The organism is Agrobacterium deltaense RV3 (assembly GCF_900013505.1).
Classification (GTDB): domain Bacteria; phylum Pseudomonadota; class Alphaproteobacteria; order Rhizobiales; family Rhizobiaceae; genus Agrobacterium; species Agrobacterium leguminum.
Window position 1 is genome coordinate 2,243,316 of sequence record NZ_LT009745.1, and the last position, 24,274, is coordinate 2,267,589.

General features: G+C 58.9%; 27 protein-coding genes and 1 tRNA gene. 11 read left to right on the forward strand and 17 right to left on the reverse strand.

Features of this window, described 5'->3' with window-relative positions; translation table 11 throughout:
• Positions 1–242: 242 nt before the first annotated feature.
• The 4 genes from AGR7B_RS11315 to AGR7B_RS11330 all read right to left on the reverse strand — a co-directional run bounded on the left by AGR7B_RS11315 (position 243) and on the right by AGR7B_RS11330 (position 3,638).
• Positions 243–1,151 carry a DMT family transporter gene (locus AGR7B_RS11315; RefSeq protein WP_080856676.1) on the reverse strand — a complete coding sequence of 303 codons (909 nt, stop codon included), beginning with the start codon at positions 1,149–1,151 and terminating at the stop codon, positions 243–245.
• Positions 1,152–1,312: 161 nt separating this feature from the next.
• Positions 1,313–1,702, reverse strand: a complete 390-nt coding sequence (locus tag AGR7B_RS11320) for a DoxX family protein (RefSeq protein ID WP_003520528.1) — start codon at positions 1,700–1,702, stop codon at positions 1,313–1,315.
• A gap of 241 nt (positions 1,703–1,943) precedes the next feature.
• On the reverse strand, positions 1,944–2,561 hold the full coding sequence (locus tag AGR7B_RS11325) for a L,D-transpeptidase (RefSeq protein ID WP_065655057.1): 618 nt from the start codon (positions 2,559–2,561) through the stop codon (positions 1,944–1,946).
• A 180-nt stretch (positions 2,562–2,741) separates the two neighbouring features.
• Entirely contained in the window at positions 2,742–3,638 is an 897-nt protein-coding gene (locus AGR7B_RS11330; RefSeq protein ID WP_065655058.1) for a DMT family transporter, read from the reverse strand.
• A gap of 443 nt (positions 3,639–4,081) precedes the next feature.
• Here AGR7B_RS11330 and AGR7B_RS11335 point away from each other — a divergent pair, with 443 nt between their 5' ends.
• From AGR7B_RS11335 to AGR7B_RS11365, 7 genes are all read left to right on the forward strand, one after another.
• Positions 4,082–5,491 (forward strand): circularly permuted type 2 ATP-grasp protein, encoded by a 1,410-nt coding sequence (locus AGR7B_RS11335; protein WP_065655059.1) that lies wholly within the window; start codon positions 4,082–4,084, stop codon positions 5,489–5,491.
• A gap of 3 nt (positions 5,492–5,494) precedes the next feature.
• Positions 5,495–6,436 carry an alpha-E domain-containing protein gene (locus AGR7B_RS11340; protein ID WP_065655060.1) on the forward strand — a complete coding sequence of 314 codons (942 nt, stop codon included), beginning with the start codon at positions 5,495–5,497 and terminating at the stop codon, positions 6,434–6,436.
• A 21-nt stretch (positions 6,437–6,457) separates the two neighbouring features.
• The gene (locus AGR7B_RS11345; protein WP_080856677.1) at positions 6,458–7,279 is read left to right on the forward strand and encodes a transglutaminase family protein; all 822 of its coding nucleotides are present in this window, start codon (positions 6,458–6,460) and stop codon (positions 7,277–7,279) included.
• A gap of 4 nt (positions 7,280–7,283) precedes the next feature.
• On the forward strand, positions 7,284–7,880 hold the full coding sequence (locus tag AGR7B_RS11350; RefSeq protein WP_080856678.1) for a class I SAM-dependent methyltransferase: 597 nt from the start codon (positions 7,284–7,286) through the stop codon (positions 7,878–7,880).
• 117 nt (positions 7,881–7,997) lie between these two features.
• A complete protein-coding gene (locus tag AGR7B_RS11355; RefSeq protein ID WP_080856679.1) occupies positions 7,998–8,462 on the forward strand; it encodes a GNAT family N-acetyltransferase in 465 nt (154 codons plus the stop codon).
• Between the two features lie 50 nt (positions 8,463–8,512).
• Complete coding sequence (locus AGR7B_RS11360; protein WP_080856680.1) at positions 8,513–8,923, forward strand: VOC family protein; 411 nt, start codon at positions 8,513–8,515, stop codon at positions 8,921–8,923.
• A 23-nt stretch (positions 8,924–8,946) separates the two neighbouring features.
• Entirely contained in the window at positions 8,947–9,600 is a 654-nt protein-coding gene (locus tag AGR7B_RS11365) for a histidine phosphatase family protein (RefSeq protein ID WP_080856681.1), read from the forward strand.
• 188 nt (positions 9,601–9,788) lie between these two features.
• On the opposite strand, the gene araD1 is transcribed toward AGR7B_RS11365, so the two are convergent.
• From araD1 to chvE, 4 genes are all read right to left on the reverse strand, one after another.
• Entirely contained in the window at positions 9,789–10,784 is a 996-nt protein-coding gene (araD1, locus tag AGR7B_RS11370; RefSeq protein WP_080856682.1) for a 2-keto-3-deoxy-L-arabinonate dehydratase AraD1, read from the reverse strand.
• A gap of 120 nt (positions 10,785–10,904) precedes the next feature.
• Positions 10,905–12,101 carry a sugar ABC transporter permease GguB gene (gguB, locus tag AGR7B_RS11375; protein ID WP_065655067.1) on the reverse strand — a complete coding sequence of 399 codons (1,197 nt, stop codon included), beginning with the start codon at positions 12,099–12,101 and terminating at the stop codon, positions 10,905–10,907.
• The gene (gene gguA / locus AGR7B_RS11380; protein WP_003520541.1) at positions 12,098–13,636 is read right to left on the reverse strand and encodes a sugar ABC transporter ATP-binding protein GguA; all 1,539 of its coding nucleotides are present in this window, start codon (positions 13,634–13,636) and stop codon (positions 12,098–12,100) included. The genes gguB and gguA overlap by 4 nt, the downstream gene beginning before the upstream one ends.
• A 90-nt stretch (positions 13,637–13,726) precedes the next feature.
• Positions 13,727–14,791, reverse strand: coding sequence for a sugar ABC transporter substrate-binding protein ChvE (gene chvE / locus AGR7B_RS11385; RefSeq protein ID WP_065655068.1), 1,065 nt, complete (start codon positions 14,789–14,791; stop codon positions 13,727–13,729).
• Positions 14,792–15,046: 255 nt separating this feature from the next.
• Between chvE and AGR7B_RS11395 the strand changes: the two genes are divergently transcribed.
• A complete protein-coding gene (locus AGR7B_RS11395) occupies positions 15,047–16,051 on the forward strand; it encodes a LysR family transcriptional regulator (protein WP_020808912.1) in 1,005 nt (334 codons plus the stop codon).
• A 71-nt stretch (positions 16,052–16,122) separates the two neighbouring features.
• Positions 16,123–16,599 (forward strand): hypothetical protein, encoded by a 477-nt coding sequence (locus AGR7B_RS11400; protein ID WP_065655069.1) that lies wholly within the window; start codon positions 16,123–16,125, stop codon positions 16,597–16,599.
• A 54-nt stretch (positions 16,600–16,653) separates the two neighbouring features.
• Here AGR7B_RS11400 and AGR7B_RS11405 read toward each other — a convergent pair whose 3' ends face one another.
• Together AGR7B_RS11405 and AGR7B_RS11410 are read right to left on the reverse strand one after the other, a co-directional pair.
• Positions 16,654–16,917 carry a hypothetical protein gene (locus AGR7B_RS11405; RefSeq protein ID WP_065655070.1) on the reverse strand — a complete coding sequence of 88 codons (264 nt, stop codon included), beginning with the start codon at positions 16,915–16,917 and terminating at the stop codon, positions 16,654–16,656.
• A gap of 258 nt (positions 16,918–17,175) precedes the next feature.
• On the reverse strand, positions 17,176–17,682 hold the full coding sequence (locus AGR7B_RS11410; RefSeq protein ID WP_003520548.1) for a MarR family winged helix-turn-helix transcriptional regulator: 507 nt from the start codon (positions 17,680–17,682) through the stop codon (positions 17,176–17,178).
• Positions 17,683–18,202: 520 nt separating this feature from the next.
• On the opposite strand from AGR7B_RS11410, the gene AGR7B_RS11415 reads away from it, so the two are divergent.
• Both AGR7B_RS11415 and AGR7B_RS11420 read left to right on the forward strand, forming a co-directional pair.
• Positions 18,203–18,279 (forward strand) — tRNA-Arg (locus AGR7B_RS11415).
• Positions 18,280–18,378: 99 nt separating this feature from the next.
• The gene (locus tag AGR7B_RS11420) at positions 18,379–19,740 is read left to right on the forward strand and encodes a site-specific integrase (RefSeq protein WP_162934112.1); all 1,362 of its coding nucleotides are present in this window, start codon (positions 18,379–18,381) and stop codon (positions 19,738–19,740) included.
• On the opposite strand, the gene AGR7B_RS11425 is transcribed toward AGR7B_RS11420, so the two are convergent.
• From AGR7B_RS11425 to AGR7B_RS11455, 7 genes are all read right to left on the reverse strand, one after another.
• Entirely contained in the window at positions 19,721–19,984 is a 264-nt protein-coding gene (locus tag AGR7B_RS11425; RefSeq protein ID WP_080856684.1) for a hypothetical protein, read from the reverse strand. The genes AGR7B_RS11420 and AGR7B_RS11425 overlap by 20 nt on opposite strands.
• A gap of 157 nt (positions 19,985–20,141) precedes the next feature.
• Positions 20,142–21,035, reverse strand: coding sequence for a hypothetical protein (locus AGR7B_RS11430; protein WP_080856685.1), 894 nt, complete (start codon positions 21,033–21,035; stop codon positions 20,142–20,144).
• A 29-nt stretch (positions 21,036–21,064) separates the two neighbouring features.
• A complete protein-coding gene (locus AGR7B_RS11435; RefSeq protein ID WP_080856686.1) occupies positions 21,065–21,319 on the reverse strand; it encodes a hypothetical protein in 255 nt (84 codons plus the stop codon).
• A gap of 367 nt (positions 21,320–21,686) precedes the next feature.
• Positions 21,687–22,151: a hypothetical protein gene (locus AGR7B_RS11440; RefSeq protein ID WP_080856687.1), complete on the reverse strand. Its 465-nt coding sequence runs from the start codon at positions 22,149–22,151 to the stop codon at positions 21,687–21,689.
• Positions 22,152–22,156: 5 nt separating this feature from the next.
• Positions 22,157–22,504, reverse strand: coding sequence for a hypothetical protein (locus AGR7B_RS11445; protein ID WP_080856688.1), 348 nt, complete (start codon positions 22,502–22,504; stop codon positions 22,157–22,159).
• Between the two features lie 611 nt (positions 22,505–23,115).
• Entirely contained in the window at positions 23,116–23,580 is a 465-nt protein-coding gene (locus tag AGR7B_RS11450; protein WP_080856689.1) for a BRO-N domain-containing protein, read from the reverse strand.
• A gap of 86 nt (positions 23,581–23,666) precedes the next feature.
• Entirely contained in the window at positions 23,667–24,245 is a 579-nt protein-coding gene (locus tag AGR7B_RS11455; RefSeq protein WP_080856690.1) for a recombinase family protein, read from the reverse strand.
• Between the last annotated feature and the right edge of the window lie 29 nt (positions 24,246–24,274).

Below are 24,274 nucleotides of genomic sequence, written 5' to 3' on the forward strand. Positions count from 1 at the left end.
GCGCGCGCGACGACGCGCGCGCGCGAGCGAGCGCGCGCGCGAGCGCGCGCGCACGCGTGCGCGAGCGAGCGAGCGAGCGAGAGAGAAAACAAAAAAAAAGCACCGTTGCCGTATCTCACCACCCTTGCCCCCTCATCCCGCTGCCGCGACCTTCTCCCCGGGGGGGAGAAGAAACAAGCGGCACGCGCTCGCCAATAATCAAGCCCCGCAGCCACAGCCAGCCAGCGGGGCTTTGCTTTCCCTCACCCGCCCTGTGCGACCGGATGACGCCGTGACGGCAGGGTCATGGCCAGCACGCCGGCAATGACGCAGACGAGGCCCACCCACATGGCAGGTGTCGGCATTTCCCCCAGGAACGCCATGCCGATGGCGACGCCGACCGGCACCCTGAGATAGGCCTGCGACGTCGTGCCGACGGAGCCCAGCGTCTGCATCAGCCGGAAATAGATCATGAAGGCGAGCGCGGTCGAAAACACGCTGAGGCACAGTAGCGCCGTCAGTGACGCCGCCGAAGGCGACAACGTCCAGGGCCGGTCGACGATCAGGCTCACGGGCAACAGGAAAACAGCGCCGCAGATAAGCGAACCCGCTGCCGGCATGATCGGATCGAGCCCCTTGAAATTTTTACTGAAAATAGCCGCACAGGCATAGGAAAAAGCCGCCGTCAGCACGGCGAGCTGGCTCCATATCGCCTCCCCCGCGCCGCTCAGCGCTTCGACGCCGATGATGAGGCACACACCCGTCATGCCGGCAATGGTGCCGAACAGCTTGCGCCCGCTGACCGGCTCGTGCCGGATAACGAGTGCGGTGAGAAGAAAGGTGAAGATCGGCGTCGTTGCATTGAGAATGACGGCAAGACCGGCATCGATGCTCTGTTCCGCCCAGGCGATCAATGTGAAGGGTAGAACGCTGTTGATGCAGGCCTGAATGAAGAACAGCCGCCATGTCGCCACATCCGTGGGCAGGCGCAGCCCGCGCAACCGGATCACCGCAAAGAGCAGCAGACCGGCGATCAGGGTTCTCGAGGCGATGAAGGTGATCGGCGGTATCGTCTCCACCCCGATCTTGATGAAGGTATAGGATGCGGCCCACAGCGTGGACAGCAAGGCAAGAAACAGCAATTCGCGGGCGATGGGGTTCTGGGAGGTCACGGATCGATTTTCCAACTGCGTTCAGGATGGCCCGTTCTTAACCCGAAAACAAGCATCTATGCTTCGGCCACGGCCGAAGTTTTAATCCTTCTCAAAAAAAAGCTCCGCACGGCGTGACCATGCGGAACTTCTGCAAAAGAGATCGATGACGGGTCGGGCAATCAGGCCCGGCGCTCATCCACCGAGAAGGCGCCCGGACCGGCAACGAACAGATAGAGGAAGATGAAGCAGAACAGGATGGCGGCATCGCCACCGTTCAGGGCCGGGAAGAAATTGCTCGGCGCATGCGCCATGAAATAGGCGACCGCCATCTGGCCGGACAGGATGAAGGCGACCGGGCGTGTGAACAGGCCGATCAGCACGAGAATGCCGCCGACGAGTTCCAGCAGCGCCGCCACCAGCAGCATCGTCGGCAGGGAGCCATCCATCTGCGATGCCGGAAAACCGAACAGCTTCTGCGTTCCATGCGAAATGAAAAGCAGCGCCGTCATGATGCGCAGCGCCCCGAGTGCCTGCGGGCGATAGCGGGAAAGAGAGTCGAAAGTTGCCATGTTCATGTGTCCCCGTTGAAGTGGTGCCGCGCTCGATACAGTGCATTTAGGCCTTTATGGATACACGTCTCGAACACCGGAAATCACGTTTCCGATATAGCAGAACTCCCTTAAATATAGAAAGGGAGGCATTCTACACATGGTTGATTTTCCAGCATAAAATTGACCGTCTGCCGAAAAAATCAACTCAAGGATACAGGCATTTTCTGGCGTGGCAAAGGCGGAAAAATCCGCCTCTTCCTCACGCCTGCAAGACGACGACCTTCGAACCGACCGGCACGCGGCTGTAAAGATCGATGATGTCGTGGTTCAGCATGCGGATGCAGCCGCTCGACATGGCGTGGCCGATGGATTGCGGCTGGTTGGTGCCGTGCAGACGGAACATGGTGTCGTTGCCGCCGCGATAGAGATAGAGCGCGCGGGCGCCGAGCGGATTGTTCGGGCCGCCCGCCATGCCGCCGGCGAATTTCAGATTGCGCGGATCGCGGCGCATCATGTTCGCGGTCGGCGTCCAGGACGGCCATTCCGCCTTGCGGCCGATATAGGCATCGCCCTTCAGCGCAAGACCCTGCCGGCCGACACCGACGCCGTAACGCATGGCGCGACCATCGCCCATAACGTAATAAAGCCGCCGCGCCGGCGTATCCACCACGACCGTTCCGGCCGGGTGCATGGTATCGTAGGTGACTTCCTGCCGGCGCAGTTCCGGCTTGACCTTGTCCAGATGCATGGCAGGAAGCGGGAATTTCTCCTCCGGCTTTGCCGCATAATTCAGCCTCTGCTGGCCGATGCCGGTATTCGCGCAGCCGGCCAGAAACAGCGGCAATCCGAACAGAACACCACGACGTGAAATAGACATGTAACCCCCGCCAAATCTTTGGATTAACGAGAGGTATAATTTTATGGTTAACAAAGCCCTAATATGAGGTTGTGGTAATTAAAGAATTTCCAGGAAAAGTGGAGCCCCGCTTTCCGTCCGGAAATGCAGCAAAACAAAGAGTTAGAGCGCTTTCGCTGCTCGAAGAAAAGCGAAAAGGCTCTAACGTGCGACAACCGCTGCGGCAGGTTTGCGATTGGCGAGATAAACCCCCGTCACCGCCAGAACGGTGCCGGCAATCATGGCCGGTGTCAGCGTTTCGCCGAAAAGCAGTGCTGCTTCCACCGCCGCAAGCGGCGGGACGAGATAGATCAGCGAGGCGGCCCGCGAGACCTGCCCGCGTCGGATGAGATAAAGAAGCAACGCCACGGCACCGATGGAGATCGCACCCACCGACCAGGCAAGCGTGGCGGCAAGACCGAGGCTCCAGTCCACATGCCCATCCTCCAGCAGAAGCGCGAAGGGCACGGTGACCAGCAGCGCACCGACATATTGCAGCGTGGCCACCGCCATGATGTTTCCACCATGGACGTATTTCTTCTGGTAGAGCGTGCCATAGGTAACCGACGTCATGCCCAGCACATTCACCGCCACGGCGTAAAGCGGCACCGACAGGCCGACAGCACCGGTGGCCATGACCTTCGGCAGCACGGCAATGGCGATGCCGGCAAAGCCGATGAGCAGGCCGGCGCGCTGCAAGGGCGAGATCCTTTCGCCGATCATGTAGCGGGCGGCCACCGCCGTCATCAGCGGCTGCAGACCGGCGATGATGCCGCCGATCGCCGCCGGCACGCCCTGCCCTATCGCCCACCAGATCATGCCGAGATAAAGACCGTGCAGGAAGACGCCGGAGAGGATCGCCCGGAAGAGATCGGCACGCCGCTCAGGCCACTGGATGGAAGAAAAGCGGCAGATCGCCCACAGCAACGCCCCCGCCAGCAGATAGCGCAGACAGAGAAAGGTCAGCGGTCCGGTATAATAGACCGCATATTTGGCGGTGACCCAGCCGGTCGACCAGAGAAAGACGAAGATGGCCGGAGCCAGACGGTCGAGCGACATGGGAACATCCCCTGTGCCGCACCATGCCCGTAACCGGACACGGTGCGGGAAAGGCGGCGAATTGATATTTCTGCGGCTTCACGCAAACCGGCGAAAGATCGAGCCGGGTATTCAGCAAGGCGGTATCCGCATCCCGACGAAAGGTCAAAGGCGTTTTCGTGATCACATCTTTCAGATTTTCTGATGCGACGCCCGATATTCATCAACCGAAAGCGAGCGACTAAAATTTATGCATTCGCCCACGGCGCACACAGTGCCGCCACCCCAATACGCGCCTCGTCCCCGCGCAACCAATTTTCTAATGCCGCATTTATAGGCTGAAACCGAAAAAACGCTTCTTTTTTAAAACTCTAGGGCGGTAAAAAATCTTCTCGGGGAGGCCTGCATAGTTCTTGCATTGCATTTAGCGTTGTATTCATATGGCAAAAAAGGGGACATCGAAGTTGGCATTTGACGAAATGATAAATGCGGACGACACGCCGCGAAGCCCATATGAAAACTATAACGAGTGGTACAGCCGACAGGACAGGGCGCACCTGATCCAGAAATCAAAAGACGCGGAAAACATCTTTCGAAAAACCGGTATTACTTTCGCAGTCTATGGCCATGCCGACAGTTCAGAAAAACTGATCCCCTTCGATATCATCCCGCGCATCATCTCCGGACGGGAGTGGCGCAAACTGGCCCAGGGCATCGAACAACGCGTCCTCGCCCTCAATGCTTTCCTCGACGATATCTACCACAAACAGGAAATCATCCGCGCCGGGCGCATCCCCCGTGAGATCATCGAAAAGAACGAAGCCTTCCTGCCGGAAATGATCGGCTTCACGCCGCCCGGCGGGGTCTACACCCATATCGTCGGCACGGATATCGTCCGCACCGGCGAAGACCAGTTCTACGTTCTGGAAGACAATGCCCGCACACCGTCCGGCGTCAGCTACATGCTGGAAAACCGCGAAACGATGATGCAGATGTTCCCGGAGCTCTTCCATGAAAACCGGGTGCGCCGGGTGGAGGATTACCCCTATCTGCTGCGCCAGTCGCTCGCCTCGCTCGCACCGCCCGGCTGTTCCGGCAAGCCGCGTGTGGCGGTTTTGACGCCCGGCATCTATAATTCCGCCTATTACGAACATTCCTTCCTCGCCGACATGATGGGCGTGGAACTGGTGGAAGGTTCCGACCTGCGCGTCATGGACGGCAAGGTCAAGATGCGCACCACCCGCGGTTATGAGGCCATCGACGTGCTTTACCGCCGCGTTGATGACGACTTCCTCGACCCGCTGACCTTCCGGCCGGATTCGGCGCTCGGTGTTCCCGGCATCATGGATGTCTACCGCGCCGGCAACATCACCATCGCCAATGCCCCCGGCACCGGCATTTCCGACGACAAGGCGATCTATTCCTACATGCCTGAGATCGTCGAGTTCTATACCGGCCGCAAGCCGCTTCTGGAAAACGTGCCGACCTGGCGCTGTTCGGAGCCGGACAGCCTGAAATACGTGCTGGACAACCTCGCCGATCTCGTCGTCAAGGAAGTTCACGGTTCGGGCGGTTACGGCATGCTGGTCGGCCCCACGGCGACGAAACGCGAGCGGACGCTGTTTGCGGAAAAGCTCAAAGCCCGTCCCGCCAATTACATCGCGCAGCCGACGCTGTCGCTGTCCACCGTGCCGATCATGGTGAAGAACGGCATTGCGCCGCGCCATGTCGATCTGCGCCCCTATGTGCTCGTCTCGGACAAGGTGCAGATCATTCCCGGCGGCCTGACCCGCGTGGCGCTGAAAAAGGGCTCGCTGGTGGTCAATTCCAGCCAGGGCGGCGGCACCAAGGATACCTGGGTACTGGAGGATTAAGCCATGCTGGGCAGAACGGCAAACGGGCTCTACTGGATGTTCCGGTACATCGAGCGCGCTGAAAACATCGCCCGGCTGATCGATGCGGGCCTGCGCGTTTCATTGACGCGCTCGGGCAGCGGCGATGAGGACTGGGATGGCGTGCTGCAAAGTGCGGGCGTGCGCGAAGCCTTCCTTGAAATGCACAAGAAGGTGACGGCGGCGGACGCGATCGATTATCTGCTTCGCGAAAAATCGAACCCTTCCAGCGTCATGTCCTGCATCGAGGCGGGCCGCAACAATGCCCGCATGGTGCGCACGGCGCTGACGCGCGAGACATGGGAAGCCACCAACGAATTCTGGATCGAGCTGAAGAACATTCTCGGTCGCAAGCTCAACCATGCCGAACTGCCGCAGACCATCGATGTCATCAAACATCGCGCCGGTCTGGTGCGCGGCGCCTTCCACGGTTCGATGCTGCGCAACGATCTCTATAACTTCTCCCGCATCGGCACTTTCATCGAGCGCGCCGACAACACGGCCCGTATTCTCGACGTCAAATATTACGTGCTGCTGCCGGCGGTCGCGCATGTGGGGTCGTCGCTCGACAATGCGCAGTGGGAATCCATCCTGCGTTCGGTCTCGGCGCACCGCTCCTATGGCTGGGTCTATGATGCGGAATACAAGCCGGCCAATATTGCCGACTTTCTCATTCTCAATGGCCGCATGCCGCGCTCGCTGGCCTATTGTTATGAAAAGATCGCCAGCAACCTCAATTACATCGCCGAGGATTACAGCGAGAGGCACAAGGCGCACGACACGGCCGAGAGCATTCGCGACAGCCTGCGCGCGACCACCATCAGCCGGGTGATGGATGAAGGCTTGCACGAATTTCTGGAGAGATTTGTCAACCGCAACGGACAATTGGGACAGGAAATCACGGAAGGCTACCGCTTCTATCAATAAGCGCGTGGACGGGGACAGCTTATGCGTCTGAAAATCACCCATACGACGGAATATGTCTATGACGAGCCGATGCCCTATGCGTTGCAGCGGCTGCGCCTGACGCCGCAGACCGGCCCCGGCCAGACGGTGGAGAACTGGGATGTCTCGGTCGATGGCGCCACCGTCGAAGTGACCTATGACGACCACTTCGGCAACCGTGTTGCGCTGGTGGAAACCGAAGGCCCGCAGCAGCGGGTGAAGGTGGTGGCGAGCGGCACCGTGAACACCGAGGACAAGGCCGGCGTGTTCGGTTACCACATCGGCAATGCGCCGCTGTGGCTTTTCCTGCGCGAGACGCCGCGCACCAAACCCGGAAAGCTCGTGCGCGAACTGGTGAAGGTGAGCGCCGGCGACAGCGAGCTGGCCCGCCTGCATGACCTGATGGAAAATATTCACCGCAAGGTAGAGTATGTGCCGGGCGCAACCGATATCGAAACCACGGCGGAAACGGCGCTGGAAGCGGGCAAGGGCGTCTGCCAGGACCACGCCCATATCCTGACTTCCGCCGCCCGGCTGATGGGCCTGCCCGCCCGTTACGTTTCCGGTTATCTGATGATGGAAGAGGTGGAGGAACAGACGGCCACCCATGCCTGGGCCGAAGTGCATCTTCAGGGGCTCGGCTGGGTGGGTTTCGACGCCGCCAACAATATCTGCCCCGACGACCGCTATGTGCGCATCGCATCGGGCCTCTGCTACCGCGATTGCGCGCCGATATCGGGCATGCGCATCGGCCCCGCCGGTGAGACCCTGAATGTATCGGTCACCGTGCAGCAATCGCAGGGCCAGAGCCAGTCGCAAAGCTGACACGATGACCGGCAGGGACGACGACACAATCGGCTTTTATACGGGTAACGCCGCGGCCTACACGTCGCGCGGGCAGGCGGCGGATCGCCCGCATCTGGAAACATTCCTGGCGCGGCTGCAAGAGGGGGCACGCATTCTCGAGCTGGGATGCGGCGGCGGGCAGGACAGCGAATTCATGCTGGCCGCCGGTTACGATGTCCACCCCACCGACGGAACGCCTGAAATCGCCAAAGCGGCGCAAGCCCGGCTCGGCATTCCCGTCCGGACATTGCTGTTCGAGAATATCGATGAGAGTGCGCGATATGACGGCGTCTGGGCCAATGCCTGCCTGCTGCATGTGCCTCGCCCTGCCCTGCCGGGCATTATCGGCCGCATCCACACCGCGCTGAAACGGGGCGGTGTTTTTTATGCCAGCTTCAAGGCGGGAGAAGCCGAAGGCCGCGACATGTTCGGCCGTTATTATAATTACCCTTCGAAGCCCTGGCTGGAAGACGTTTACGGACAGTTTGACTGGGCGGTGGTGGAGATCGAGGCGAGGCAGGGCAGCGGTTATGACAAGCTCCCGACCGCATGGCTGCATGTGACGGCAACGAAACCCTGACCCCGCGCGACAACTTGACGGTTGCGAAACCCCGTCCCACCCGGTTTAATCCCCGCATCGATTTGAAAGCATGATCCGGCTTCAGCCTGCGGGAGGAAAGCCGGCCGGGAGACGGCCTTGTACAGCATTTCCGACTATCGCGACTGCCAGTCGCATGGACCCGTCATCGCCGAACGGGTCTGGACGGCATGGTGGCAGGATAGCGGCCTTCAGGTGGGCGACGTCGCCGAGCACCTGAAGGACATGACCAACCCCCATACGCTGCCCACCGGCTTCGTCGCCCATGACGGCAGCGATTATGTCGGCTCCGCCTTCCTCATCCATTGCGATCTGGAAGAACGTCCGCAATATCTGCCCTGGGTCGCAGCCCTGTGGGTGGAAGAAGACCGCCGGCGCTCGGGCGTGGCGCGGGCCTTGATGCAGGCCGCGACGCAAAGGGCAGCCGAACTTGGCCACGAGACCAGCTATCTCTGCTGCCAACGGGGTCTCGAAGCCTATTATGTCAACTGCGGCTGGACCGTTCTGGAACGTGGCGTCGGCAAACACGACCTGACGGTGCTGACCTACACAACAGGTAAATAGGTTTCCGCCGCGATCCGCCGCCGGAAACCCCTGAACCGCCTGGAGGAACCATGCAACCGCCAACCGCCATTATGGAAACCGCGCTCTACACCGACGACCTCGACGCCGCCGAAGCCTTTTACCGGGATGTTTTCGGGCTGGAAGTGGTGCGCAGGCTGCCGGGGCAATTCATCTTCTTCCGATGCGGGCAGCAGATGCTGCTGCTCTTCGACCCCGAGCAATCCCGCCGGGCCGACCCCGACAATCCGATCCCCCGCCACGGCGCGGTGGGGCAAGGTCATTTCTGCTTTTACGCCAGGGACAAGTCGGAGGTGGACGGCTGGAAGGCCCACTTCGAAGCGCTCGGAATTCCCATCGAACATTATCACCGCTGGCCGAATGACAGCTGTTCCGTCTATATCCGCGATCCCGCTGGTAATTCGGTGGAGATTGGGGAAGGCAAGCTGTGGGGATTTGGATAAGCCCAATACCCGGAAGAAACGCTATGAAGAACATTTTTGTCGTCACGCACACTCAGTCCATCCACCATGTCGAAAACAAGGTCGGGGGTTGGTATGACACCGAGCTGACACCCAAAGGTGTGGCAGATGCGGAAGCAACAGCTGCTAAGCTTATGACCTTGATTGGCAGTGCATCAATCGAAATCTTCAGCTCCGATCTTCTCCGGGCCTCCCAGACTGCGGCAATCGTTGCTGAACATCTCAAGCGCCCTTTTGAAATCACAAATGACCTGCGAGAAATCAGCTACGGTTCGGCTGGCGGCATGCCACAGGAATGGCTCGACGCCCGCCAAATCCCCGCTCAGGACCACAATCGGATGGATCACCGAGGCGGAATCGCCGATGCCGAAACGAGACGTGAGGTGGCGGAAAGAGTGTATCGCTCTGTTAACACCATTATTTCGCGGCCATGCCCAACACAGATCATCGTTACCCATGGCTTTGCCCTTACCTTCGTCATCGCAGCATGGATCAAGATGCCAATAGAAAGCGCCGGCTATGTCAGCTTTCCGGCGCGGTCTGGAAGCATTACCCACCTAAGACAAGATGACTATTGGCAAAGTCGATCCGTTATTGCTTTGGCGGATGTTTCCCACCTGAAGGCAAGCTGTGGGGGTTCGGGTGAGGCAAGCGCCTGACAGTTGCCCGACACACAAAGGGATAACGGGATGAAAGAGGTATCATTTTGCGCATCCTCGGGCTCGTCCCGAGGATCTATCCACGTCGCTTAAAAATCAATCGGTCGCAGGTCCTCGGGACAAGCCCAAGGATGACGTCGAGGGAGGGATGACCCACCCCCGACCATTTTTCACGCGCAGTCCGCAGATCATATCTGACGAACGGTGATCTCTTCTTCCGAATCCACGGCCAGCGGGTTCTTCAGCGGCAGGCCGAAGCCGGCGGCTTCGATCTCGAAGACGTCGCCCGCTTCCGGCTTGATGCCTTCTGCGAAGGAAAGCGTTGCCGTGCCGAACATGTGCACATGCACATCGCCAGGCGCACGGAACAGGCCGTATTTGAAGTGGTGATATTCGAGGTTCGCAAAGGTGTGGGACATGTTGTCCTCGCCCGAAACGAACGGCTTTTCGAAGATAACCTTGTCACCGCGGCGGATGCGCGAGGTGCCACGAATATCCGACGGCGGGGCGCCGACGCGGATTTCCGGGCCGAAGCTTGCCGGGCGCAGCTTGGAATGGGCGAGGTAGAGATAGTTGATCCGCTCGGTGACGTGATCGGAAAACTCGTTCGAAACGGCAAAACCGATGCGCACCGCTTCGCCCTTATCGGAGATCACGTAGATGCCGGCCATTTCCGGCTCTTCGCCGCCATCGAGCGCGAAGGAGGGAGAGGTGAGAGCCGCACCAGGTGCTGCCGCCACATGGCCGTTGCCCTTGTAGAACCACTCGGGCTGAACACCCTTTTCACCGGCCTTGGGCTTGCCGTTTTCGAGACCCATGCGGAACATCTTCATGGAGTCCGTCAGGCTTTCTTCCGCCGCTTCCGTGGTCTTCTTGTGCATGCTGTCACGGGTCGCGGCCGAACCCAGATGGGTGAGGCCCGTGCCGGTCAGATGCAGATGCGCCGGATCGGGATGGGTGATCGGCGGCAGGAAACGGCCTTCGGCATAGGCCTTTTCGAGATCGACGGCATCGCCGAGACCATGGGCGGAAATGACATCGGCAAGGCTCTTGCCGCCATTGGCGGCTTCCATGGCAAGCGCATAAACCGACGCCGCAGCCTCGACGGCGTGCGCCTGTCCGCCTTCTTCGCGAACGGCTACGGTGATCTTGCCACTGGCATCTTTGATCTGTGAAATGAGCACGGGATTTCCTTCCTCCGGCGCAACGCGCCTTTATCTCTTCTACGCGGCACATAACGCCTGCATCTTATGAAAGTGGCCGGAAACCGGCCACTTTTTTGACTTGCTATGTGGGTTGGGCAATCAGCCCTTGTTCTTGTTGTAAACGTCGAAAAACACGGCGGCGAGCAGCACGAGGCCCTTGACCATCTGCTGGAAGTCGATGCCGAGGCCGACGATCGACATGCCGTTGTTCATGACGCCCATGATGAAGGCGCCGATGACCGCACCGGTGATCTTGCCAACGCCGCCGGATGCCGAAGCGCCGCCGATAAAGCAGGCCGCGATAACGTCAAGTTCGAAGCCTACACCCGCTTTCGGCGTCGCCGAGTTGAGGCGTGTCGCGATGATCATGCCGGCAAGACCGGCCAGCACGCCCATGTTGACGAAGGTGAGGAAGCTCAGGCGCTCGGTGTTGATACCGGAAAGCTTGGTCGCCTTTTCATTGCCGCCCATGGCGTAGATGCGACGGCCGATGGTGGTGCGGCGGGTCACGAAGCTGTAGAGCGCAACGAGAACAAGCATCACGATCAGCACGTTCGGCAGGCCGCGATAGGTGGAAAGCTGGTAGCCGAGGAACAGGATCGCGGCCGCGATCAAAAGGTTCTGGGCGATGAAGAAACCGAAAGGCTCGACATCGATACCGTGCTTCACGTTCACGACGCGACGGCGCCATGCGAGATAGAACAGCACGACGGTAATCAAGACCGTCAGGATCATCGAGGTGGTGTTGAGACCTTCAATGCCGCCGATATCAGGCAGGAAGCCGGTGCTGATGATCTGGAAATCGGTCGGGAACGGACCGATGTTCTTGCCGCCGAGCACGAACAGCGTCAGGCCGCGGAACACCAGCATGCCCGCCAGCGTCACGATGAAGGACGGGATGCGGTGATAGGCGATCCAGTAACCCTGTGCAGCACCGATGATGCCGCCGATGACGAGACAAATCAGCGCCGCAAGGAACGGGTTCATGCCCCATTGCACGGTCAATATGGCCGCTATCGCGCCGACAAAGGCGACGATGGAGCCGACCGAAAGGTCGATATGCCCGGCCACGATGACGAGCAGCATGCCCAGCGCCATGATGACGATGAACGAGTTCTGCAGGATGAGGTTGGTCAGGTTCACAGGGCGGAACAGGATGCCGCCGGTGTAGAACTGGAAGAAAACCATGATGGCGACGAGCGCGATCAGCATACCGTATTCGCGAATATTGGCGCGAATATAGGACGAGATCGAGACGACGTTACTTTCTTCGTTTGTGGTGTTTGCCGAACTCATGAGTTCTTCTCCCCTGAGCGCATGATAGCGCGCATGATGCTTTCCTGGCTCGCCTCTCCCTTCGGCAATTCAGCGACGATGCGGCCTTCGTTCATGACGTAGATGCGGTCGCAATTGCCGAGCAGTTCGGGCATTTCCGATGAGATCATCAGAACGCCTTTGCCGTCGGCAGCGAGCTGGTTGATGATGGTGTAGATTTCATATTTCGCGCCGACATCGATACCGCGGGTCGGTTCATCGAGGATCAGCACGTCGGGATTGGAGAACAGCCACTTGGAGAGCACGACCTTCTGCTGGTTGCCGCCCGAAAGATTGACCGTTTCCTGAAAAATCCCCGACGAGCGGATGCGCAGGCGCGTGCGAAAGTCGCTCGCCACCTTCATTTCCTTGATGTCGTCGATGATGCTGGCACTCGACACGCCGGCCAGATTGGCAAGCGTGGTATTGTGCAGAATGTTGTCGTTGAGCACGAGACCGAGATGCTTGCGGTCTTCCGTGACATAGGCGAGACCCGCATCGATGGCCTTGCGCACGGTGCTGACATCGACCGGCTTGCCGTCGATCAGCACTTCGCCGCTGATCTTGTGGCCATAGGACTTGCCGAACACGCTCATCGCAAATTCGGTGCGCCCCGCACCCATCAGACCGGCAATGCCGACGACTTCGCCCTTGCGCACGGTCACGTTGATATCGTGCAGAACCTGGCGGTCGCGGTGCTGCTGGTGATAGGCGTTCCAGTTCTTCACTTCGAGAATGGTCTCGCCGATCGGCACGTCGCGCGGCGGATAACGATCCTCGAGATCGCGCCCCACCATGTTGCGGATGATGACATCCTCGCTGATTTCTTCCTGATGACAGTCGAGCGTCTTCACCGTCATGCCGTCGCGCAAAACGGTGATCTGGTCGGCCACCTTGCGCACTTCGTTGAGCTTGTGGGTGATGATGATCGAGGTCATGCCCTGCTTGCGGAATTCCATCAGCAGGTTCAGCAGCGCCTCGGAATCGCTTTCGTTGAGCGAAGCCGTCGGCTCATCGAGAATGAGCAGCTTCACGCTCTTCGACAGCGCCTTGGCGATTTCGACGAGCTGCTGCTTGCCCACGCCGATATCGGTGATCAGCGTCTCCGGCGATTCCTTCAGACCCACCTTTTTTAAAAGTTCGCGGGTACGGTTGAAGGTCTGCTGCCAGCTGATGACGCCGCTCGAAGCGACCTCGTTGCCAAGAAAGATGTTTTCCGCAATCGACAGAAGCGGCACGAGCGCCAGCTCCTGGTGAATGATGATGATACCAATATCTTCACTGTCGTTGATGGCGCGAAAATTCCGCACTGCGCCTTCATAGTGGATTTCGCCCTCATAGGTGCCGGCGGGGTAAACACCGGAAAGGACCTTCATCAAGGTCGACTTCCCCGCGCCGTTCTCACCGACGAGTGCGTGGATCTCACCCTCTTTAACCTTGAGGTTGACGTTCTCAAGCGCTTTCACGCCCGGAAACGTCTTGGTGATGTTCCGCATTTCGAGAATGGTATTGGCCATATCGCAATCCAGCGCCCGATTAATTCCGGCGTTTTTATTTTTATGGAAAAACGGGGATGACGCCAAGTCATCCCCGCATGTGTGTCGAGCTTATTTCAGCTGGTCTTCCTTGTAGTAACCGCCATCGACGAGAACCTGCTTGTAGTTCTCCTTGGTCACTGCAACCGGCTTCAGCAGGTAGGACGGAACGACCTTGACGCCATTTTCATAGGTCTTGGTGTCGTTCACTTCCGGCTCCTTGCCTTCCATCACGGCGTTGACCATGTTCACGGTCACCTTGGCGAGTTCGCGGGTGTCCTTGAAGATGGTGGAATACTGCTCGCCGGCAATGATCGACTTGACGGAAGGAACTTCAGCGTCCTGACCGGAAACGACCGGCAGCGGCTGGTCCTTCGTGCCATAACCAACGCCCTTCAGCGAGGAGATGATGCCTATGGAGAGACCGTCGTAAGGCGACAGAACGGCGTCAACCTTGGCGTCGGTGTAATAAGCCGACAGCAGGTTGTCCATGCGGGCCTGGGCCGTTGCCGGGTCCCAACGCAGCGTACCGACCTTGTCCATGCCGGTCTGGCCGGACTTCACGACGAGCTTGCCGCTGTCGATGTAAGGCTGGAGAACCGACATCGCGCCGTCATAGAAGAAGAAGGCGTTGTTGTCGTCCGGGGAGCCGCCGAAGAGCTCGATGTTGAACGGGCCCTTGCCGTCCTTCAGGCCGAGCTTGTCGACGATCGAAGTCGCCTGCAGAACGCCAACCTGGAAGTTGTCGAAGGTGGCGTAGTAGCTGACGTCGCCGCTGTTACGGATCAGGCGGTCATAAGCGATGACCTTGATGCCCTGCTCGCCGGCCTGCTTCAGCACGTCCGACAGCGTCGTGCCGTCGATCGATGCGATCACGAGGACCTTGACGCCCTTGGTGACCATGTTTTCGATCTGGGAAAGCTGGTTCGGAATATCGTCATCGGCATATTGCAGGTCGGTCGTGTAACCGGCTTCCTGAAGCTGCTTTACGATGTTGTTGCCGTCGTCGATCCAGCGTGCGGACGACTTGGTCGGCATGGCGATACCAACGGAACCCTTGTCCTGTGCGAAAGCCGGCACTGCGAAAGAAGCAGCACCGATGGCACAAGCCGCCATCAGCGAAATAATGGACTTCATTAACTCTCTCCCTTGAGCCCTTCTCTGGAGCCCGCATGCTGCGGTGCACCATGAAATTCATGCCGTCAGAGGAAGAAGCCGCATTGCGCTCATTCCGATTTCGCAATTGCGAAATGGAACAGCTGCCGCTCCTCCCCGGCATTCCGCAAATTGTTCTGAATCCATATAACTGTCAAATAGAATAAATCAGTTTCCATATATCAATTATGATATATTAAATCGATACAAAAACCGATGAGGGGTATAAAACCACGAATGAACAACCAAAAAGTGTATGAGCAGGCGCAAACAACGGATGCCCTTTTCGTCTTTGAGGACAACCCTTTGCTGCGGGCCGGATTGAAGATGAGCCACCTGCGCATGCTGGTCATGATCGAGGAGCACGGGCAGGTCAGCGCGGCCGCCGCCGCCATGAACATGACGCAGCCGGCCGCCTCGCGCATGCTCTCGGAAATGGAGGCGATCGTCAAATCACCCCTTTGTCAGCGGGCCTCGCGCGGCGTTGTGCTGACGAAATTCGGCGAGGCGCTGGCGCGGCGGGCGCGCACCATATTGCTGGAACTGCGCGAGGCGAGCCGCGAGCTGAACCAGATGAAATCCGGCAGCGGCGGCTCGGTTTATATCGGCGCCGTCACAGCACCTGCGATCAGCCTCGTGGTTCCCGCCATAAGGCGCGCCATGGACACCTATCCCGGAATCGAAATCAACGTGCAGGTGGAAAGCAGCAACGTGCTGGCCCGGGAACTGCTTGCGGCCCGGCACGATTTCATCATCGGCCGGATACCGGACGATTTCGATCCCGGCCTCTTTTCCATCCATGAAATCGGCATAGAGCGCGCCTGTCTGGTGGTTCGCGAAGGCCACCCGCTGCTTCGCGGCGAGCCCGTGACCCTGCAGGATCTCTCCGGTTACGACTGGGTCTTCCAGCCGCCCGGCGCGCTTTTGCGCAGAACCATGGAGGATGTCTTCCTCACCCATGGCGTCGCCATGCCGCGCAACGTCATCAACACACCATCCGTGGTGCTCACCCTTGCGCTTGTCTGCAACACGGATGCCATCGCCCCAATCGCGCAGGACATGGCCGAATTCGTTGCCGGCCAGCAGGCCGATATCGGCCGAACCCGGATATTGCCGACGGATTTCGAACTCGTCGTAAAGCCATACAGCATCATCACCACCAAGGGTCGCGTTTTGCCGCCCAGCGCCCGCCTGCTCTACGATCTGGTTCTGGATGAAAGCCGCAAGCTGACCGGCCCGTGACGGCGGCAAGCCAGACACCACCTTCATGATCCATAAAGGCCGGATAGTCAGACCGGCGAGGGAAAAGCTGCATGCTCTTCGGACAATCCGTCTTCCAGTCGGTCGTCGACAGGCTGAAACACGAAAAAGAAACGGAAGAGGAAGGCGCGGAGCCGCCACCGCCCGCCGGTCACCGCATTGCCGGTTTCAGCTCGGGCTTTGTTATCGATACACATATTGAAACGCCGCCGCCCGCGAACGGCAATCTCGATGCCTATCTCGCCTTCCTGGCCGACCCCGCGCCACCGCCCGAACCGGAGCCCGAACCGGAACCGATGCCGGCCCATCTCGAAAAGACGTCGCTTGCCGATGTTTCGGCGGAACTGGCGATCCACGACACCGACACGGCCGCAACGCTTGCGGAAAAGCGCCGCGCCTTTGCCCGCCTCAATCATCCCGACCGGGTGAAACCGCAGTTCCGGCACAATGCGACGCTGCGCATGACGGCGGCCAACCTCCTGATCGACCAGGCGATACGGATGCTGCGGGCGCGGGAGCATTTTCGGTAAAGCGCCGGACGACCTTATCTCGTAAAATACATGAAACGAAAGATAGGAAGCGCTTCAGCCCACATCGTTCTTGTCGGTGGGCGCGTTTTCGGCGGCAGGCTCATCCGCGCCATTTCCGCTTTTGACAGCATCGCTTGCGGGTTTGAACTTCAGCAGCAATTCATAGGCCGCATAAGCGCCGATGCCGGCAACGATGGTTCCCCAGAAAAACTCGCGATTGACGAATTCGATGACGGCCCACGCGGCGCAAAAGCCAACGATGAGCAACCGGACCCATAGGGGACGATAAAGCGGATGACTCGTATCGATATTCAGCATGGCATTCCCGTCCCGGGCCTTTCCAGTCGATCGCATGATTGCGGTTCCACGCCCAAAGGCGTGAAGATGCTTATGCGTCTTGGCGGTTTCACAGGAAAATTGCAACGCAATTCAGCCCCGCTACCGATCAGGCTGGCGTGAAAGACCCACGCAGGAAGACCGTCACCGGTGCCGAAGGCAATGGCAAGACGGAACACCTGCGTCACAGGCCGCACCTTGCGGCGGCCAGCGCCCGGGTTGCCCCGCTCTCGTCGAAGCTCAGTCGCGCAGGCGTCCGAGCAGCGCCAGAAGCTGGTCGCGGGCCTTCTTGCCGCCGATCCTGTCAATCAGCTTTTCCTCACGATCCCGCCAGGTGTTGGAAAGCCGGTCGAGGAGGCTGCTGCCCTCCTCCGTCATGTCGAGGAAATGAACGCGCCTGTCTTCTTCCGATTTGCGGCGGACGAGCAGTCCCTTCTCTTCCATGCTGTCGACGATGGCGACGAAATTGGCGCGCTGTATGCCGAGCGCTTCGGCCACATCGCTCTGCTTGAGACCCGGATTGCCGCCGACGATGACGAGAACGGAAAAATCGGCCGGCCGTAACCCCTGCTCCGCCAGCACATCGGCAAAACCGTTTGCCACGGCAAGTTGCGAGTGCCGCAAATGATAGCTGATCGCAGTCGTCAGCAACCCATAGTCGATTGCCGTGATATGCGCCGCTTCCGCGCTGCCGCTTTCGGCCTTTTCCGTCCGCGGCCCGTTGCTGTGTGCCAATCGCAAAGCCATCCGATCCCCCGCCTGATTCGTTCCTTTACCCTGTCGAAATCATAACCGACAACGTCACGAAACTGTATCCCAAATAAATGTAGATGATACTAATATTGTATAATAATTTGACAGTTAATCGCCGGAAAAGCAAACCCGGACTCCGGATCGCCACCCGGCCAACGAAAAAAGTATGACTATTTACCCGCCAGTTTTGAGGGGATAAAATCGCGTCCCGCGCCGTATTTGAAAGGCGTTGCCCTCATCCGGCCGCCTATTCGTGAAAGCGGCAAAACAGCGGCCCGCCCCGGCAATAACATACTACTTATAAGGGAAACCCTGTTCCGGCAAAAAGACAATACGTCAAACGACGCACCACCCCGCCGCCGTTGAAAGGCCCACGACCACCCCAAAACAGGCCCCGCGCCCCACCCCGCCCAAAAACAGGCAACGTTTCGCAAATCTCTGATTTTTAGACATTGATGCGAAAACAAAGCTGGGGTATGAACCAACCGCTGCACGCGATTCAAGCGTGACCGCTGCACCCGTAGCTCAGCTGGATAGAGTGTTGGATTCCGATTCCAAAGGTCACAGGTTCGAATCCTGTCGGGTGCGCCATTTCCATCAAGAAAACCATTAAATCCCAATAGTTTCAATGCTTTCGTAATCTTTCCGGTCCACATTCGGGTCCACGGAAGGTACGCAATGGGGTTAACTGTGAAGTATGTCATTAGAAGCAAGGCGGGAACATTTCACTATCGACGCAGAGTGCCGAAGGACGTTGCCGCGATCATCGGCAGGAACGAGTTCAAGCGTCTCTTGGGTGAGACGGAGCGTGAAGCCCTGAAAAACTTCATGAAGGTCAATGCGCTTTATGAGCGGATGGTCGAGGAAGCGAGAGGACGGAGCGCCGGGGAAGCCCCGACACCACTTGAGTTGCACCGTATGGCCGAACTAAGGGCCGCTGAACTGGCTGACATGAAGGTCTATATCGGGGGCCGTGAGTTGACTGGGGCTGACCCGGAAGCCGCTGACGTGATTCGTGATAGCGCCCTGTCGCGGGGTGTCGTTGATCCTGTGGAGCGTCGGGCGGTCAATCTGGTGGCAAACGGCGGGAACCTTCCCCGGCCTGTTCCGACTGTCGAGGACGCGAAGCGGCTATATCTCAAGGAAAAGATCAAGGGCGACATAAACGAAAGCAAGAGAACACTCCGGCTTGATCGTGTCATGGATATTCTCGGCCACTCTGTCGAGGCCAGTAGGCCGCTCGACAAGCTCACCCGCGAAGATGCCCGTGAGGTCCGGGACCATATGCTCCGCGATCTCGACATGAAGCCCGGAACCGTGAAGCGGTATATTGCCGACATCCGGTCTATGGTGAACCTCGGTCTACGGGAAAACGACATGAGCAATGTCGGCAACCCGTTCAATGGTCTTCCGATCAAGATGGAAACGCTTGCCGTGGATGAGCGGCACCCGATCCCGGAGGACATGCTTCCAGCTATCAACGGCACCATATCAACCCACGCGGGGGCCGATCTGTGGCAACTATGGCGGATGCTAGAGGGGACCGGATGCCGGTTAGCGGAGGTTGCCGCGCTGCTGGTCGAGGACGTGAAGCTGGACGCCGCGATCCCGTATCTAGACGTGGGTTTCAGGGCGCATAGGCGGGTCAAGAACCAGAGTTCGGCGCGGCGAGTGCCGTTGATAGGCGATGCCCTGAAAGCTGCCAGAGAGGCCGTGGAGGCCGCTGGTGAAGGCCCGTATCTCTTTGTTCAATATGCCGGGGTCCTGAAAACCAAAGGCGGCAAGGGGAAGGGGAAAAAGGATGCCACCCACGCCTCCAACGCGCTCATGAAGCATATTCGCAAGGTGACGACTGATCCGAAGATCACCGTCCATTCCCTGCGGCACACGATGGAAGATCGGCTAATCCGGGCAAGGGTCGAGGAGTTCGACCGCAATCTCGTTCTAGGCCATACCAAGGGCGGCATGAGTGAGCGGTATGGTGGCCCGGATGCGCGGCTAGAGGCGGCGGTCAAGGCCGTGAAGGCGGCACTTAATCAATCGGCGTCTTGATCGTCAGGCCGAATGCCGACTTCTCGACAATGAACCGCTTGCCGTTCTCGGTGACGATCTTGTGGCCGTGGGCCTCTGCTGCGGCAACCTGTGCCTTGAGAGCGGCGGCGTCTTCCGCCTTGGAACGCTGGCCCGTGTGTACTTTATTCGTCGCTGGAACGCCGGTCGCCGGGGTGCTGGCCGTCTTGGCGGTCTCCGCTGCTGCGGTCGTGCTGGTCTTGCGGTTCGCTAGAACGCTGGTCATGAATGATATTTCCTTTTGATGATGATGAGGGAAGAAAAGGCCACACAGACTCACCAGCGGCCACCAGAGTCCCGCGATAGGTGACACTACCGGGGAACTACTGGTGCGCTTGTGTGAGTCCGTATGGGGCGGAATAAGGGGGGGCAGCCGACTGGCGTCAGAGGCAGACGAGGCCCATACGGACCGCCGCTCCATAGGACATTTCCGGCTTGCCGGGGATCGAGACGATCCATTCGCCAGAGTTCTTGTGCTGCCGGAGGCAAGCCCTTTCGGCCTTGGTCATGCCCTCAAGGCGTTCCGCGAACTGATCCGGGTCAGACTGGGGAAGCGTGGCAAGGCGCTCGACTGCCGCCCTTCCAATCTCCCGTAGGCGGTCATGAGAACCGTGAATGGTGGCCTGTCGTGCATCCCTTAGTTCATCGGAATTGCAGAAGTCCATGAGCATGTCCACGCTGGCCCCGACTTCGGAAAGCTGGTTATTCGCCTGAGCGACGTATCCGGCATGAACCTTGATGACATCGGCGATGGTGACGCCTTCCGGCAAGGAACCGTCTTCGGGGATATAACCGCTATCGACCACCTCGGCCAATGCAGCGTCCACGGCTGCGGCCCCAATAGTGGCGTCGAGGGCGTTGAGGGTGTCGGAGGCTTCCTTGGCGGCGTGTGCGTCCTCGGAGACCGGAGCGGGCTTGTCCTGCTGGTCCTTCTGTTCGCCCGCCTCAATCCCGTTACCTGCGGACTGGGCGGGCTGCTGAAAACCCTGTGCGGCCTGATCCCTTGTCATGAGACCGGAGGCGATGGCGCTTTCAATGTCGGTTTCGATGCCGCCAATGATGACGCGGCCCGGAGCAAGACCCGGAGAGGCGTAGGCCGTATGGTTCACCTGCTTGGTGACTACCTGCTTGCCGTTCGCAATCTCGACGTGGTGCGACATGCCAACAAAGCCGGTCGGAACCGTCTTCTGGCTGATCTGCGGAACCTGCTTTTCGTACTGGGCCTTGAGGCTTTCAAATTCCTCGGAGGACATTTCGTTGATGGTAACTTCGGTCATATGGTGTGATCCTTTCAATTGATGGATGATTAGAGGTGTTGCCAGACCTGCGGATGCAGCGAGACCTCTGGCGGGCCTTGTTTTGTGGTGATGGCGCGGGCTGCTTTGATCTGCCGATCTCGCCACCATGCTGGAGCAAGATCGAACTGGGCGAACCCGTAAGGGCCACCCATGGATTGAAGACCCCGTTCCCTTCCGGTGAGCCTGTCGTGCATCTTGCGGTCACGTTCGGGATCATCGTCGCGGATCGACTGGGAACCCCATCCCCAGTTCTTGGCGGTCAAGTCCAGTCCTCCAGCGTGTCAGCGCCAAGGGGTCTTTCGGTGGAGCCGAATGGGACGGAGGAAGGGCGGCTATCGGTGGCCGTGGGTGGCGCGGAAGGGGACAATGATCCGTCCGGGGCCATATCCAGCGCGGAGACCGGAGCGCCGTTGATCTTCGCAGAGGCGGCGGCGGTGAGGCAAGGGGTACAGCGCCCCACGTCACCACGTCCAGAAACATAGGCGACACCACAAGAGCGGCATTTACCTGCCCGGACACCAAGCCTCATAGCCATACTGGCGTGGAGCTTCCGGCTTTCCTGATTGGTCCCCGTACCGGTTCCGAAGACAGTCGATGTAGGGCGATTGTCGGAGCCGAACTCGATTGCCATTAGGCGATGATCCCGGCTTCTCTAAGGGCGCTAACGTGGGCGGTGCGATTGATGACATAGAGATTGGAGCGGCGAAGATCGGTGCGATCCGTCGAGATAAGCCGGACAATTTCGCCACCTGTCGCGTCGAGGATGACCCGTGCAATCTGGATGGTGACGCCTCCGCTTTGGCTCGCCTGAACATAGGCGGCACCTCTACCGTCCGTTTTGAAGCGCCAAGGATAGTCAATCTCGTCCAGAACGTTCAGATAGTCTTCACGCTCGACAATGGCCCATTCGTCACCCTCTCGGTCCAGCGCAACGCGGACACATTCAATGCCCTGATCGTCAACGAATGGGATCGGTGCGGGTCGGTGCCGGTGGCACGGAAGGTCGCTTGAGGGGTCAGGGGTGATGTTTGGAGCGGCGAAGGCGCCTTCAAAGACGTGGGCCAAGGTGCGAGGTGCTGTTGAGGTTGCGATCATGCTGATTATTTCTTTCGACGGTTGTTGATGTAGAGAATGTTTTCGGGGGTCAGGTCTGTGGGGTCGCCATCCACGTATCGGATGAGACCACCCTTCGGTTTCCCGACAAGAAGACGTGCGGCCATTTCCTGTCGGCGTGATCCGTCATCGGCCCATACATGGGTTCGGACATATTTCTTTCCCTCGACCACGTGGCCGGTGAGAACCCCGTTCGATCCCATGCGGAGGAGCCGCTGGTAGTCGCTTTCGAGGATTTTGGCGTAGGCTCGACCTGTTTTGTCGAGGGGAACTTTCAGGACCTTTCGACCGCCTCTGTCGATGAATGAGAGGGTCTGTGGGCGCGGATAGGTCATGCGCGGAAACTCCTTCGCTGACTGCTTATGCAGGTGCGTGAAAAAGAGGCCCTTCCCGCCGCTATGATCGGGCAGACGAAAGGGGTTTGACTGGGGTGCGAATGGGGGATTGCAAGTTTGGAAACAGATATGGTCAGATGCACACAGCGCATAACTCGGCGTGGAGCATTGCGTTATTGCATAGGTCTATGAGGCTGGTGCGTGTCGAGGAAAAGAGAGGCCCGTACAGAACTGAGGAAAACTGTACGGACCCCTAAGTCGCAACAACAGCGAACCCCAGACTTCCAATCGAGGTCACGTTGGCGGACAGCATAGACCGCCATGTAAGCCCCCGCCTTGATCGTCAGATGACTGGACATCGCCTCGCCACTGGAAAGGATCGAATACAGATAGCGGGTGAATCACGGGGACTCACAAAGAGGTTTATGCAGGTTGAAAAAGCAGGTGGAGTGCCACGTCCCCGGCAATCCCGTATCTAAACACGATAGGTATCCCGTACGTGGGACTATAGGTGATGCTATCGGTGGATGAGGTGGAGTCTTCGACTCTGGAGATAAAGAGGAATGACTACGGAGCAGCTATCCACTTCAATCACCACTACAGGAAAACGTTCATCCCCCTTCCCATATAACTAATGTTCCACATGATCCCATGTTCCACATTAATATGTGATCCGGGAGGACGGAGAGGAGAACTCTCTTAATGAGGCTGTAATCAAAGGTCCGGGTCATCCCCCCATCCTTCCTGATCGCCGGGAGGACTTCCTTCGTCACCCAGTCTTGGAATGGCTTGGCTTCGGGCTTGTCGCTGCGGAGGACGAGCTTGTAGAGGCCGCTTTCGGAGATTGCGTTGATCGGAGCGCCGCCCGGAAGCCCAACCTTAATCCGATTAAGGGTGCACTTCTCGTCCTCACCTAGCGGACGGACGGCAAGCGTCGTGTTGCTCAGGCCGAGTACGCGGCAGACATTGGATGCGAAAAACCACGGCTCTTCTCCAATCGTCACCACCCTGATCTGGTGGCCTTTGAAATCGAACAGGGAAACGTCAGGGGACGCCTGTGGCGCTGTCTGACTCATAGAGAGTCGTGGAGTGGCTTTCCGGCTTGTCCGGTGCCGACATGCCTAAAGCCCGTCAGATCGCTTCTGTGACCCACTGTGGCCGTTTATGTCGCCTTGAGTACCTTCTGTACGGCTGACGATGAGCAACCTACTTCCTTGGCAATCTGCCTTACAGACAACCCATCGGCGCGGAGCTTCCTGATTTCATCGTGGTTGAGCGACACAGGGCGTCCAGTGATCCACTTCTCACCGGCCTTCTCCGCCTTGGCCTTCGCCTTGGCAATGCCTTCAAGCTGACGCTCCTTCCGAAGCTCGGTCTCAAACTGGGCAATGCTGGCAAGGATACCGAACACCAGTTTCCCGGTGCGTGTCGTGGTGTCGAGGCTGGTATCGTCCAGCACCTTGAAGCCCGCCCCAAGGGCATTGAGACGGTCCACTATCTGGTGGAGGTGAGAGGCCGAACGGGCCAGACGGTCCAGCTTGGTGACAATGAGCGTGTCGCCTTCCCGTACATAGTCGAGGCACTTGGCAAGCTCTGGCCGGTCATCATCGAGACCGGATTGCTTCTCGCTGAATATCTTGGTGGCCCCTGCTGCGGTCAGCCTGTCAATCTGTGTCTGATAGTCCTGCCCTGTCGAGCTAACCCGTGCGTACCCGACAATGGTCCCTGCTTTGGCGTTCATGTGCACTATCCTCTATGATGTTTCGTGAA